Annotated in this window: 10 protein-coding genes; 2 read left to right on the top strand and 8 right to left on the bottom strand. The window is 72.1% G+C overall.

Annotation, left to right across the window (positions count from 1 at the left end):
* The first annotated feature begins 46 nt into the window (after positions 1-46).
* Positions 47-2293 carry a cytochrome P450 gene (locus ACFHWS_RS07620; protein WP_416567884.1) on the top strand — a complete coding sequence of 749 codons (2247 nt, stop codon included), beginning with the start codon at positions 47-49 and terminating at the stop codon, positions 2291-2293.
* Positions 2294-2353: 60 nt separating this feature from the next.
* Here ACFHWS_RS07620 and ACFHWS_RS07615 read toward each other — a convergent pair whose 3' ends face one another.
* From ACFHWS_RS07615 to ACFHWS_RS07605, 3 genes are all read right to left on the bottom strand, one after another.
* On the bottom strand, positions 2354-2767 hold the full coding sequence (locus ACFHWS_RS07615) for a hypothetical protein (RefSeq protein WP_416552555.1): 414 nt from the start codon (positions 2765-2767) through the stop codon (positions 2354-2356).
* A 98-nt stretch (positions 2768-2865) separates the two neighbouring features.
* Positions 2866-3936 carry a TauD/TfdA family dioxygenase gene (locus ACFHWS_RS07610; protein ID WP_416552553.1) on the bottom strand — a complete coding sequence of 357 codons (1071 nt, stop codon included), beginning with the start codon at positions 3934-3936 and terminating at the stop codon, positions 2866-2868.
* 169 nt (positions 3937-4105) lie between these two features.
* Positions 4106-4231, bottom strand: a complete 126-nt coding sequence (locus ACFHWS_RS07605; RefSeq protein WP_255500449.1) for a hypothetical protein — start codon at positions 4229-4231, stop codon at positions 4106-4108.
* 395 nt (positions 4232-4626) lie between these two features.
* Here ACFHWS_RS07605 and ACFHWS_RS07600 point away from each other — a divergent pair, with 395 nt between their 5' ends.
* Positions 4627-6660, top strand: coding sequence for a cellulose binding domain-containing protein (locus ACFHWS_RS07600; protein ID WP_416552551.1), 2034 nt, complete (start codon positions 4627-4629; stop codon positions 6658-6660).
* A 76-nt stretch (positions 6661-6736) separates the two neighbouring features.
* On the opposite strand, the gene ACFHWS_RS07595 is transcribed toward ACFHWS_RS07600, so the two are convergent.
* Genes ACFHWS_RS07595 through ACFHWS_RS07575 form a run of 5 tightly spaced genes read right to left on the bottom strand, consistent with a single transcriptional unit; the run spans position 6737 to position 13380 of the window.
* Positions 6737-8362, bottom strand: coding sequence for an amidohydrolase (locus ACFHWS_RS07595; protein WP_416567883.1), 1626 nt, complete (start codon positions 8360-8362; stop codon positions 6737-6739).
* Positions 8359-10320 carry an FAD-dependent oxidoreductase gene (locus ACFHWS_RS07590; RefSeq protein ID WP_416552547.1) on the bottom strand — a complete coding sequence of 654 codons (1962 nt, stop codon included), beginning with the start codon at positions 10318-10320 and terminating at the stop codon, positions 8359-8361. The genes ACFHWS_RS07595 and ACFHWS_RS07590 overlap by 4 nt, the downstream gene beginning before the upstream one ends.
* Positions 10320-11885, bottom strand: a complete 1566-nt coding sequence (locus tag ACFHWS_RS07585) for a gamma-glutamyltransferase (protein ID WP_416567882.1) — start codon at positions 11883-11885, stop codon at positions 10320-10322. The genes ACFHWS_RS07590 and ACFHWS_RS07585 overlap by 1 nt, the downstream gene beginning before the upstream one ends.
* A gap of 5 nt (positions 11886-11890) precedes the next feature.
* Positions 11891-12523: a cyclase family protein gene (locus ACFHWS_RS07580; protein WP_416552543.1), complete on the bottom strand. Its 633-nt coding sequence runs from the start codon at positions 12521-12523 to the stop codon at positions 11891-11893.
* 44 nt (positions 12524-12567) lie between these two features.
* Positions 12568-13380 (bottom strand): creatininase family protein, encoded by an 813-nt coding sequence (locus ACFHWS_RS07575; protein WP_416552541.1) that lies wholly within the window; start codon positions 13378-13380, stop codon positions 12568-12570.
* Positions 13381-13432: the final 52 nt, after the last annotated feature.

Here is a 13432-nt window from a genome sequence, read left to right as displayed (position 1 = left end):
CTGGGAAACACCGCGCGGCAGTCAGCACATGTGGAGCTCGCCCGCCATGACTGAATCTCGTATCGCGGGTCCGTCCGACCCGCAGTCCGCGGCACCGTTCGACCACCACTCCGCCGAGTGCAACGCCGACCCGGTCGGCTACTACCGGGCGTACCGGGAAAAGTGCCCGGTCGGCCGGACCGACGCGCACGGTGGCTTCGTCTACACCACCCGGTACGCCGACGTGGTCCGCGTCGCCCGCGACGACGACACCTTCTCCTCGGCCCGCGCCACCGCCGGTGGCGACGGCACCGCCATCGTCATCCCGCGCGGGCCCGGCCTGGAGCAGTACCCGATCGAGCTGGACCCGCCGGCCGCCGGCGACTACCGCGACCTGATCAACCCGCTGCTCACCCAGGACGCAGTCGCGAAACTCGCCCCGATGATCGCCCGGCACACCACCCGGATCATCGACGACTTCGTCACCGAAGGCTCAGTCGACTTCGTCCGCGACCTGACCAACCCGCTGCCGGCCGCCGTCACCCTGGACTGGCTCGGCTTCCCCGAAGCGGAATGGCCCAAGCTGGCCAAGCCGATCCACGACATCTTCGCCGCCCTGCCCGGCAGCGAACGGGCCATCCGGGGCGGCCAGGGCCTGGCATACATGGACGAACGGATCCGGGAACTGATCCACGCCCGGCGCGCCGAGCCGGCCGACGACGCGGTCAGCTACCTGGTCGCCCAGCGCCGACCCGACGGCGAACTGTTCGGCGTCGACGAACTGGTCTCCGTCATCGGCCTGCTGATCGCCGGCGGGGTGGACACCACCACCTCGTTGACCGGCTCCACCCTGGTGCACCTGAGCCGCCACCCGGAGCAGCGGCAACGGCTGATCGATTCACCCGACCTGCTCGACGGCGCCACCGAGGAGTTCCTGCGGGTCTTCGCGCCGTCCCAGTCGATGGCCCGCACCGCACGCGCCGACGCCGAGGTCGGCGGCTGCCCGGTCAGCGCCGGCGAACGGATCCTGATCCCCTGGGTCGCCGCCAACCACGATCCGGCGGTCTTCCCCGAGCCGGAGCAGGTCCGGCTGGACCGCGACGCCACCCGGCACCTCAGTTTCGGCATCGGCAGCCACCGGTGCGCCGGCGCCCACCTGGCCCGGCTGATGTTCCGCGAAATGATCACCCAGGTGCTGACCCGGCTGCCGGACTACCAGGTCGTCGAGGACGGTCTCGTCGGCTACCCCACCAAGGGCAACCAGACCGGCTGGGACGCCATCCCGGCCGTGTTCACCGCCGGCCGCCGCGCCGCCGACGCGGCGGCCGGCGGCGCCCCGGCGCTCACCCGCCCCGGCGGCGACCGGGAACTGGTCGTCGCGGCGGTCACCCGGGCCGCCGACGAGGTGCTGGAGGTACGGCTGGCCGCCGCCGACGGCGCACCGCTGCCGGCCTGGGCACCCGGCGCCCACCTGGAAGTGCGGCTGCCGTCCGGCCGGGTCCGGCAGTACTCGCTCTGCGGCGATCCCGCCGACACCGGCGGCTACCGGATCGGCGTGCTGCGGGAGACCGCCGGGCGCGGCGGCTCCGTCGAGCTGCACGCCGTCGCCGCCGCCGGCACGACGCTGACAGTACGCGGCCCGCGTAACCACTTCCCGCTGGTCGACGCCGACCAGTACCTCTTCCTGGCCGGCGGGATCGGGATCACCCCGATCCTCGCCATGGTCCGCGAAGCTGTCCGACGCGGCACACCGTACCGGGTCGTCTACGGCGGCCGCAGCCGGGTCTCGATGGCCTTCGCCGACGAACTGGCCGCCCTCGCTGGCGACCGGGCCGTGCTGCTGCCGCAGGACGAGGCCGGGCTGCCCGACCTCGCCGGGCTGATCGGTGGCGTCGGCGACGGCACCGCCGTCTACTGCTGCGGACCCGGCGCGATGATCAACGCGGTGGAGCAGGTGTGTGCCGACGCCGGACGCACCGGGCAGTTGCACGTGGAGCGCTTTGCCGCTGGCGACGACCTGGAGGTGGCGTTCGACCCGGCGGCCAACACCGAGTTCGACGTCCAGTTGGCCCGCACCGGGGTGACCCTGCGGGTGCCGAAGGACAAGCGAATGATCGCGGTACTGCGCGAGGCCGTGCCCGGGTTGACCTACGACTGTGAGAAGGGCTACTGCGGGGCGTGTGAGACCCGGGTACTGGCGGGTACGCCGGAACACCGCGACTCGCTGCTCACCGAGGGCGAACGGGCCGCCGGCCGCAGCATGATGATCTGCGTCGGCCGGTGCAGCTCCGACCGCCTGGTGCTCGACCTCTGACCCCTGGGAAATACCGGACTTACACGACGGCGAAGCCCGGCGGCAACGTGCCTCGGCCGGTCAGCGCTCGCAGCACCAGCGGTCCGTCACCCACGACGGCGGCGAGCCGGGCTGCCTGCGCGGCCGTCTCGGCGAGGGCCGGTGCCGCGAACTCGCCGACGACGCGGCCACCGCCGCCGCCAGCGCCTCGGCCGGGACGCCGAACCGGGCCGCCCAGTAGGCCTCCGGCGAGGCGACTCCGACCGTCGGCGCAGTGGCCGGCGCGGGCACCGGCCCGGTGGTGGGCAGTACGGCCTGCCCGGCCGTGGCCAGCACCTCGGGCACCTGACGTAGCGCCGCACTGACCGTGTGGCCGACGAGATCAGCAAGGGACCATTCACCGAGTCCTGGACCGGTCCAGCGGTCGGCCGGCACCCGATGGACCAGCTCGGCGTAGGTCGACGCAGCCGACTCGTACGTCTGGCGAAAATTCATACCCGCCAGTGTGCTGGTCAGCGGGAGTGGGAATGCGGGCGGCCCGCTGCGCTACGACTTTGGAGCGCGGCGGGCCGTCCACGTATCGGCGGGTGAGGTCAGCTGCCCCACTCAAAGTTCGGCTCAGCGGCCTCGGCGATCTTGAACCGGCCACCTGGCACCACGGCCGCCGCGCTGCGGTCGGTGACCACGTTCTTACCGAATCCGTCAACTAGCGGGCGGCCGACGTCGCGCTTGAGCCACAGCCGCAGCAGGTGCCGTCGACGCTCCGGCTCCGGGTAGTCGACGTAGCCGGTCCGCGAGTGCAGAGCGGCATAGTTCAGCAGCCACTGCACGTCGCCGGGCTGGAAGTCCATGTCCAGCGCGAGGCCCGGCTCCTGGGCGATCTCGTCGTAGAGGTGCAGCAGCTCGATCTGGGCCTCGGTGAGCCGGGGTACCTCCGGGTAGTCCTGCGCCGAGAAGATCATCGAGCTGCCGGCGTAGGTGCTGAAGACGCCGTCGACGTAGCTGCAGATCGGTGACAGGTAGGTCTTGGCCGGGGCGTCGTGGTCCTGCTTGTACCAGTCCCAGTGCCACGGCTCGAACAGCAGCGGGGCCAGGTCGGGCCGACGGCGCAAAATCTCGTTGTAGATGGTGGTGCCGCTGACCAGGCTGCTCGACCCGCCGTCCTTGGCGGCGCGCAGGCACATCAGCGCGACGACGTCGGAGCTGTCGGAGTGAAACGGCAGCCGGTCACGCACCCGAGACGGCAGCGCCGACGGGTCGTCGAGGGTCTTGTTGGAGGTGGCGATGACGTGGTCGAGCACGTCACCCATCTGGTTCTGCCCCATCGGTACGCCGAGGTGCAGCCCCATCAGGAAGAAGATCGCGCCGGCGAGGGTGTCGCCGTACTCCTCGGTGCGCAGCCCGCGCACCAGGATGAAGCCGCGGCCCGAGTCCATCTGCTGGGCGCATTCGGCGTTGAGGCCGGCGCAGACCGGCAGCGGGTAGTCGGCGGCGGTCACCGTACGCAGGTCGGGGTCGTCGGCGACGAACTTGCGCCCGACGGTCTCCAACTCGGTCCGCTCGGCGTCGCTGAGGTGGTAGATCCATTCGGTGGACTCGCTCAGCTCGTCGCCGCGCCAGGCGGACGGGCCGGAGATCGGGGCCAGGTCGATTGCGGTCGTCATGATGATGCGCTCCGAGGGTCGTCGGTTCTGATGGAAGAGTCGGCCGGTGTCCCGGGTACTACGCGTGGTGGCGTGCGCGGACCGGTTCGGTCAGGACAGGGGTGGCGTGCCCGCCGTGTCCACGGCGTGTGTCAGGTGCCGGGGTGCGACGGTCGGGCGTACTCGACAATCAGAACGGGGTCTGCGGGTCCCCGGCAGCGGTCCCGGGGCGCATGCCCTCACGCGGCGGGTGGACCCGCAGCGGCTCCTCGTAACCGCGCACCAGCAATCCAGCACCTTGCGGAACTCGGATCATGGCGGTCTCCTGCGGCTGTTTGGTCGTGGTCTCCAGCCTAGGCCAGCACCCATCAACCGTCAACAGAGACGCCATCTCGCAAGACGACAGCGCATGAGGATCCATCCAGACGCAGGCCGCGCAGGGAACCCACACCAAGCGGAGATCTTGACGGACCGCCTCTACCTTGACATCCACCCCAACAAAGGCTACCCTTAGCCGCGCACATCGATATTCATGCATATCTGAATATTCATGGCGACGATGCCGGTCAGCCGAGGCCGCGACCGGACAGCCACTCATGACGGGACGGTGGACGATCATGGCTCGTCCACCGGGGCGCTCCACTGGAGCCCGCCTCAGGATGCCTCGATGCATCCCGATCTCCTGTTTGCACACCCCAAGAGGAGGCAAGGATGAAAGCAGGTGAAATCCTGTCGGTCCGCCGGCGCAGCCGGCGGTGGGCAGTCTTCACAGTGGCAGCGATGGTGGTCACTGTCGGTCCGGCGCTGGGCGCTGAGTCCACCCTCGCGTCACGCGCTGTGGCAGCGGCGGACTCGGAACCCGCAGCGGCGGCAGTCCCACCCGCTTTTCCCGGGGCAGAGGGAGCGGGAGCCAACGCCAAAGGCGGCCGTGGCGGTGACGTCTACTACGTGACCACACTCGCTGACAGCGGCGCCGGGTCGCTACGGGCCGGCATCGACAGCGCGCCGGCCGGCGGTAGGACGATTCTGTTCAAGGTCTCTGGCACGATCGCACTGAACTCAAACCTCGGGATCAACAAGTCGAACATAACGATCGCCGGCCAGAGCGCGCCCGGCGATGGGATCGCGATCCGCAACTACACCATCGGCATCGGCAACGGCGCACATGATGTGGTGATCCGTCACATCCGGCTGCGCACCGGGGCGAACGACTCGCGCGACAGCATGTGGATCTCGTCTGGCCGCAACATCATCATCGACCACGTATCCGCGTCATGGGGATCGGACGAGGTGATTTCGGCAAGTCGCGATGTTCAAGATCTGACGGTACAAAACACGATCATCTCTGAGGCGCTGAACCGCGCCAACCACGGCTTCGGCAGCATCATCGCCTCCGCACACGACACCACGTACTCCTGGCACCACAACCTGTGGGCGAACAACGTCAGCCGCAACCCGCGTCCGGGTACCGACGCCCCAGACCCCGGTTTCCGGCTGGACCTGCGCAACAACGTTTTTTCCAACTGGGGCTACGCCGCCGGCTACAGCGGCAGCGACGACGGCCGGATCGAGCTGAACTACGTCAACAACTACCTCGTGGCCGGGCCGAACTCGACTGAGACATGTGCCATGGACAGCGGCGGTAGTCTCCAGAACTACCAGTCAGGCAACATGATCGACCTGAACAGGAACGGCCGGGTCGACGGTAGCGACACCGGGTGGGGAATGTTCTGCGGCAGTTACACCAAACACGGCAACGAGTGGCCCGTCCCGCCGGTAACGACCGATTCCGCGGGCGCGGCATACGCGCGAGTGCTTGCTCAGGGCGGCGCAATGCCGTGGCGTCGCGACTCGGTCGACAGACGAATCATCGACTCCGTCCGCCAGCAAAACGGGAGAATCATCAACAACGTCTCTGACGTCGGCGGTTGGCCCACTCTCGTCTCGGAGCCGGCGCCCACCGACACCGACAGTGACGGCATGCCGGACTACTGGGAGCAGGCCCTCGGGCTCAACCCGAGCAACGCCGCGGACCGGAACAACACCGACGCGGCCGGCTACACGATGCTCGAGAACTACCTGAACTGGTTGGCTGAGGGCCACGCTGTGGTCGACCGGAACGGTTCCGTGGACGTGGACCTGCGCGCCCTCAACGGCGGATCGAACCTGAACTTCACCGCGGCCTCCGGTCGCAACGGCACGGTCACCCTGCTGGGTGACGGCCGCACCGCCCGCTTCACCCCGGCGACGAACTACAGCGGGCTGGCAAACTTCACCTACACCGCGACCGACCCGGCCACCGGGCTGAGCTTCGGCCCGGTTGGGGTGGGCGTCCTGGTACGAGGCAACGGCGGACCGCCGCCCACCACCGCACCACCCACCACCGCACCACCCACCACCGCACCACCCACCACCGCACCACCCACGACAGGATGCCGGGTCACGTACACGGTCAACGCCTGGAACTCCGGGCTCACCACGGCCATCAGCGTGACCAACACCAGCACTACGACGGTCAACGGATGGACGCTGGCGTTCACGCTGCCCAGCGGGCAGACCATCACGAATGGCTGGAACGCCACCTACTCCCCGCTGAGCGGACCGGTCAAAGCCAGCAACGTCTCCTACAACGGCACGATCGCACCGAACTCCTCAGTCGACTTCGGCTTCCAGGCCACCCATACCGGAAACACCGGGCGACCGTCCTCGTTCACACTCAACGGCACCGCCTGCGCATTCGCCTGATCAACCGGCCGGCACCGGTGGCCCTCGGGCCAGCGGTGCCGGCCGAACCCCGGCCGGGTGAAGGCGCAACAGCCGGTCAGTCTGCGGCGGTGTGCCGGACCTCGCCGGCAACGATGGTGGCCAGCACGGTGCCAGCGGTCAGCACGTCGGCGTCCGGGGTGAGCGGATCGACGTCGAGCACGGTCAGATCCGCCGGTTCGCCGACCCGGAGCATCCCGCCGCCCCAGCCGGCCTGCGGGTTGCCGGCGACCTGCGCCGCGCCGGTGGTGAACAGCGCCAAGGCCTCGGCGGCGGAGAGGGCCTGGTCCGGACCGAGCGGCTCGTCACGGCCCCGGACCCGACGGGTACGGGCCTGCCAGATGCCGTGCAGCACCGACATCGGCGGCCCTGGGCCGTCCGAGCCGCCCCCGACCGTCACGCCCGCGTCCAACCATGAGCGAAGCGGGTTGGCGGCGGCCGCCGCCGGCTCGCCGAGCCGGTCGATCAGGTTGAGCCCGAACGCCCACTGCAGCGCCGGATGCGCCGACACCGACACGCCGAGCCGCCGGGCGGTCGCCATCGCCTCCGGCCCTGGACCGAGATAGGCGTGGATCAGATGAAAACCCAGGCCGGCGATTGGCGTACCGGCCGCGACCTCGGCGAAGACCGACAGCGTCAGGTCGATCGCGGCGTCGCCGACCGCGTGCACACCGACGCCGCGCCCATGGGCCGCAGCCGCCGCGCAGTGCGCCCGCACCGTCTCGGTACGCAGACTCTGGTTACCGTGGTAGCCGTTGGTGCCCGGCCAGGGTGCCGACAGCAGCGCGGTGCCGAGCGAGCCGCCGCCGTCGAGGAACAGCTTCGTCGGCCCGGCGCGCAGCAGACCCGGCGTGGCCCGGTCAAAGTCACAATCATCGAGGGTACGGCGAAGCTGCGCGTCGTTGACGTCGTCGCCGCCCAACGGCATCGCAACGGTACGCAACCGCAGCGCACCGGCCCGTCCGGCCACCGCGTAGGCGGCCAGCTCTGCGGCCGGCACCGCCGGGTCGACGGCCGTGGTGATCCCGTGGGCGAGCAGTTCCGCCTGCCCGGCGGTGATCCAGTCGATCCTCGTCCGCTGGTCCGGCTCCGGGACCACCGCCCGGACCAGGGCGACCGCCGGATGTTCGACGAGCAGCCCGGTCGGGGTGCCGTCGGGGTACCGGTCGATTCGCCCGCCGGGCGGGTCCGGGGTGTCGGCGGTGATCCCGGCCAGCCGCAGCGCAGTCAGGTTGGCGATGCCGTCGTGGCCCTTGCGATCCAGCAGCACCGGCCGACCGGGGGCGGCGGCCTCCAACTCGGCTGCGCTGGGTAGCCGACGTTCGGCCAGATCACCTGGGTCGAAGCCGGCGTCGGCCTCGATCCATCGGCGGGTGGGATGCCGGCGGGCGTACCCGCTGATCCGGTCGCAGACGGCGCGGACGCTGACCGCGTCGTCCAGCCCGACCCGGGCAGCGGCCCGGCCGGCCCAGATCAGATGGACGTGACTGTCGACGAAGCCGGGCAGCACCACCGCGCCGGGCGGGGCGAGCTCCGGCGTACCGGTGGGGACGGCGGCGCGGGCGGCGCGCAGGTCACCGACGGCCGCGATCCGCCCGGCACGCACGGCCACCGACTCGGCCCGCGGGCCGGCCGGATCCATCGTCCGCACGTCGCCGACAACGAGCAGGTCACCGCCGGTCACCGGGTCACCTGCCGGAAGGCGAGGGCCTCGTGCACGGTCCGGGCGGCCCGCGCCCCGGCGTGCACCGCGTCGTGCAGCCGCCCCGGGCGCAGCGCGTCGCCGCAGCGCAGCACTGGCCGGCCGGCGGCCACCTCGACGACAGCCTCGTACAGGTCGTGGTGGGGTTCGCGACCGACCGCCGCGACGATCAGCCCGGCCCGCAGTACCGTTCCGTCCACCTGCACCTCCTGGTCGTTGGTAACCCTGGCCCGGTGGCCGAGCACGGTCCGCACACCGACCGAGGCGAGCAGGTCGGCCCAGGTCGGTGGGTCGTCGGGGGGTTCGTCGTCGAGCACCCGGGTGGTGTCGCCGAGCAGCGTGACGTCGGCACCGCGCCGGGCCAGCGACGCCGCCGTGCTGGTGCCGGTCCGGCCGGCGCCGATCACCAGCACCGAACCGTCGGCGGGCAGCGGCACCAGGCCGCGCAACACGTCGAGCGCGGGCACCGCGCCGGGCAGCGGCCGCGCCACGCCGCCGGTGGCGACCAGCAGCCCGGCCCACTGTCTACCGAGGTCAGTCGGGTGCAACGGGGCGTCGATCACCTCGACGGTGCTCGCCGTAAGCCGGTCGGTCAACCAGCGCAGGTACGGGGTGAAGCTGTCGTGCACCCCGCTGTCCACCGCGTCCCGCAGGGCCCCGCCGAGCCGGCCGCCGGTGTAGAGCCGGACCCGGTGTCCGGACCCGGCGAGCCGGTGCGCGGCTTCCAGGCCGGCCGGACCGGCCCCGGCGACGAGCACTGGCGCGTCCGGTTGCACCGGGTCGGACGACTCTGGCGCGGGCGGCGCGGTGGCTGGCGGCAGGCTCAGCGATGGGTTGACGGTGCAGGCGACCGGCCGACCGACCAGGGCGGCACGGGCGTGGCAGCCGTCGTTGCCGCGTACGCAGGGGCGGATCCGTCCGGCGGCACCGGCCAGCGCCTTGGCCGCCCAGTCCGGGTCGGCGAGGAAAGCCCGGCCGAGCGCGACCAGGTCGGCGGTGCCGTCGCGGAGCAGCATGGCGGCTTGTGCCGGTTCGGTGATCCCACCACAGGCGATGGTGGGCAGCCCGGCGGCCCGCAGGGTCCGGGCCGAGCGCCAGGCGGCTCCGAGGGGTACGGCGGCCGGCGGCACCTGGCGTACCCGCGTGGCGTGGTTGCCCGACGACACGTGCACCGCGTCGACCTGGCCGGTGACGGCCAGGGCGGCGACCAACTCGGCGGTCTCGGCCAGATCCTGCCCGCCGGGTTCGTGGTCGCGGTCAGACAGCCGTACGGTGAGCGCCACCTCGGCCGGCAGCGCGGCCCGGCAGCGGGCGACCACCTCCAGCAGGATGCGACGTCGCCGGGCCGGACCGCCGCCGTAGTCGTCGTCGCGCCGGTTGGTGTGCGGGGAGAGGAATCCGGCGAGCAGGTAGCCGTTGGCCGCCTGGATCTCCACCACCTGGAAGCCGGCCTGGGCAGCACGGGCGGCGGCGTGGCCGAATCCGTCGACGACGGCGGCGATCTCGTCGACGGTGATCGCGCGGGGGCGCAGGCCGAGCCGGTGTTCGATGGCGGGCCAGGGCACCGCCGACGCGGCAAGTGCCTCCCCCGGCAGGGTGCGCTGCCGTCCGGCGTGGGCGATTTGCAGCCCGGCGACGCGACCGCCGGCCCGGATCCGCTCGGCGACCGGGGCCAACGCGGCGGCGTGGTCATCACTTGCGATGCTGAGATGGCCGGGGAAGCCAAGGGCGGTCCCGTCGTCGATCGCGGTGAACTCGACGATGGTCAACGCGCTCCCCCGGCCGACCCGCGCATAGTGGTCCCGGTGCCACGGCTGGGCGTACCCGCCGGCGTCGGCCGCACCGGTCGAGGTGGGTGCCTTGACGATCCGGGACCGCAGCGTGACCGGCCCGAGCCGGTACGGGTCGGCGAGCAGAGTGGCCGCTTCGGCGGAGTCCATCAGTGGCCCCGCAGCACCCGGGCGGCGCCGTCTGCGCGGGGGTCGCTGGCCGCGTCGAGGCCGGCGGGGGTGAGCCGGGCCAGTTGGACGTGCCCGGCGTCGTCGTGGCGCTGTGGCAACTGCACCACCCGCAGGTTGAGATCGGCGGCGGCGGCCCGCAGCGCGTCGGTGGCCGGCGTGTCGGGTTCGAGCAGCAGGCTGGGCCGGTCCTGGCCGACGTCGCGGGCACCGATCACCCAGCGGGGGCAGGCCAGCAGGCCGGCCGGGTCGGCGGTGGTCAGCGCGTCGGCGGCGACCTGGGCCAGGATCCACGGCTGGGCCCGGCCGCCCTGGCAGCCGAGCGCGACGACCCGGTCCGGGCCGGTGGCGATCGCCGGGCAGAGAGTGTGCGGTGGCCGGGCACCGGGGCGCAGCCGGCCGGGGTGGGCCGGGTCGAGGCTGAACACCGACCCCCGGTTGTGCAGCACCAGGCCGGTGCCGGGTTCGCAGATGCCGGCGCCGAAGGTCTGGAAGACGCTCTGGATCAGGGTGACGGTGGTGCCGTCGTTGCCGACGGCGGTGACCGCGACGGTGTCGCCGGCCGGTTTCGGGCCGGGCGGCGGCACCGGTCCGGTCGGCGGGTCGGTGCGCAGCAGCAGCCCGTCGAGGTCGACCGGGCCGACTCGGGGATCCCCGAGCAGGGTGTCGCGGCGCTGCTCGGCGGTCCGCGCGGTGGTCAGCGCGGCGGCGTCAGCGGGCCGGGCGCTGGTGGCACCGCCGGCCGCCGGGCCGCCGTCGGCGGTGCGGCCGGCGGCGGCGAGCATGGCCAGCAGGGTGGCGCCCTGGCTGGGCGGCGGCGCGACCGACCAGGTCACCTGGGAACGGGCGGCGGAGTACCGCAGTGGATCAGTCAGCTCGGCGGCGTGCCCGGCGAGGTCGGCGGTGGTCAGCGGGCTGCCGAGTGCGGCCAGCCCGGCGGTCAGCGTATCGGCGAGTTCGCCCTGGTAGTAGTCGCGCCAGTCGGCGCCGATGGTGCCGAGGGTGCGGGCCAGCGCCGGCTGGCGCAGCACCGCCCCGGCCGGCAGCGGCGTACCGTCGCCGTCGAGCAGCAGTGCGGCCAGGCCGGGATCGGCGCGGACCACATCGAGCCTGCGCAGGATCGCCGCAGCCAGGCCGAGGCTGACCGGGACGCCGCCGGCGGCCAACTCGACGGCGGGTGCCAGCACCCGGGCCAGCGGCAGCCGGCCGCCGAGATCGGCGAGCGCGGCCCAGCCGGCGACGACACCGGGCACGGTGACGGTCAGCGGACCGCCGGCAGGCATCCGGTCCCCGGCTGCGCGCAGCGCCGCGACGTCGACGCCGGCGGCAGCCGCGCCGACCGACAGCACCGCCCGGACTCGGTCGTCGGGGGTGCGGACCAGAGCGATCAGGTCACCGCCGGCCGAGCACTGGTGCGGGTAGGCGACGGTGAGCGCCGCGGCGGCGGCGAGGGCGGCGTCGACGACGCCGCCGCCGGCCGCCACCACGTCGGCGGCGGCGTCCAGCGCGGACGGATGTGGCGCGGCGAGCGCGATCTCGATCGACATGTAGGTCAGTCTCGCTGGATCAGGATGGTACGGGCGAACGCCCCGTCGGCGCCGACCAGTTTCGTCGGCAGGCAGACCAGTTCGTACTCCCCTGGCGGCACGGCGTCCAGATCGGCGTTCTCCAGGATGATCACGCCGGAGCCGAGCAGCGCGTGGTGGGCGTCCCAGGTGTCGGTGCGCCGGTGGCTCTCGATGGTCAGGTAGTCGATGCCGATCAGCGCGACCTGCTGGTCGATCAGCCAGCGGGCGGCCTCCGGGGAGAGCCCGACCCAGGATTCGGCGCGTTCGGTCTCGCGCAACGGGCCGGCCGAGTTGCTGGTCTTGAGCAGCACCCGGGTGGTACCGGCAACTCCGGCGGCGACCAGGTCGGCGACGGACACGTCCCCGTCGACGGCGGTCAGGTCGGCGACCACGGCCGGGCCGACCAGGGTCTCCAGCGCCACCTCGTCGATCGGGGTGGCACCGTCGACGAAGTGCGCCGGTGCGTCGACGTGGGTTCCGGTGTGCGCGCCGAGTCGCCATCGGGTGACGTTGGAGGCGTCGCCGTTGGCCAGCGACTCGACGATCTCCACCTCAGGTTTGCGGCCCCAGTGCAGCATCTTCGGGTGGATCGGCAGGGTGATGTCGTAGATTTTCACGCGGAGTGCTCCTTCGCGGCACTGGTCGGCCGATGAACGGACAGTCAGGGCCGGTGAGTGGGGTCGGGCCAGGGTTCGCGCACGGCGGCGGCGACAGCCCGCGCGGTGGTCGCCACGCAGCGGTCGAACTCGGCCCGGCCGTGCTCGGCGGTGGCGTCGGCGACGTCGCGGCCCCACACACCGGTGTCACTGACCTGGTCCATCCGGTAGTCCCAGAACGAGTCGACGTCGCGGTGCGAGGTGGCCTTGTCCATCCGGACCAGGTCCGGATACAGGTGCAGCATCACCGAGGTCTCGAAGTAGTTGGCGTGCATCAGCCCGCGCCCGTGGTAGACGTGGCCGTCGACCTCCGGTCCGGGGTACATGGTCACGTAGGCCAACGCCCGTACCCGTGAGTCGCGGTGGCGTACCCGTAGCTTCTCGGCGGATACGTCGAGCGAGCCGTTGTTCCAGATGTGCCCGTTGAGCAGGATGAACTGCCGGACGCCGCTGGCGTGCAGTGAGTCGATGACGTCCTCGACGACGGCGATCAGGGTCTCCGGGCGCAGCGCGATGGTGCCGGCGAAGTCGCCGTGTGAGGCGGAGACGCCGTACCCGATAGGGGGCACCACCGGCACGCCGGTGAGCGCGGAGACGTCACGGGCGACCGCGTCGCAGATCAGCGTGTCGACGGCGAGCGGCAGGTGCGGGCCGTGCTGTTCGGTGGCGCCGACCGGGATGATCACCGAGTCGACGGTGGTCGCCGTCTGGCCGGCCTCGGGCCAGGTCAGGTCGGCCCAGGCGACCGGCGTGCCGGGGCCGCCGAGCTCGGCGGCGAGCGCCGCCCGGTCAAGGTCGGTGCGGGACGGTTCAGACACGGTGTTCCTCTCTCGGTACATGGACGGAGTCGGGCGCGGTGCGATACGTGGA

Origin of the sequence: Micromonospora sp. LOL_013, from assembly GCF_048060315.1 — a bacterium.
GTDB lineage: Bacteria > Actinomycetota > Actinomycetes > Mycobacteriales > Micromonosporaceae > Micromonospora_E.
This window is presented reverse-complemented; position numbering and strand designations above follow the sequence as displayed.

What these genes read in the sequence shown, in the direction of transcription:
- ACFHWS_RS07620 (WP_416567884.1), top strand. Translation starts at nt 47, where the DNA reads ATGACTGAATCTCGTATCGCGGGTCCGTCCGACCCGCAGTCCGCGGCA.
- ACFHWS_RS07615 (WP_416552555.1), bottom strand. Translation starts at nt 2,767, where the DNA reads ATGAATTTTCGCCAGACGTACGAGTCGGCTGCGTCGACCTACGCCGAG.
- ACFHWS_RS07610 (WP_416552553.1), bottom strand. Translation starts at nt 3,936, where the DNA reads ATGACGACCGCAATCGACCTGGCCCCGATCTCCGGCCCGTCCGCCTGG.
- ACFHWS_RS07605 (WP_255500449.1), bottom strand. Translation starts at nt 4,231, where the DNA reads ATGATCCGAGTTCCGCAAGGTGCTGGATTGCTGGTGCGCGGTTACGAG.
- ACFHWS_RS07600 (WP_416552551.1), top strand. Translation starts at nt 4,627, where the DNA reads ATGAAAGCAGGTGAAATCCTGTCGGTCCGCCGGCGCAGCCGGCGGTGG.
- ACFHWS_RS07590 (WP_416552547.1), bottom strand. Translation starts at nt 10,320, where the DNA reads ATGGACTCCGCCGAAGCGGCCACTCTGCTCGCCGACCCGTACCGGCTC.
- ACFHWS_RS07585 (WP_416567882.1), bottom strand. Translation starts at nt 11,885, where the DNA reads ATGTCGATCGAGATCGCGCTCGCCGCGCCACATCCGTCCGCGCTGGAC.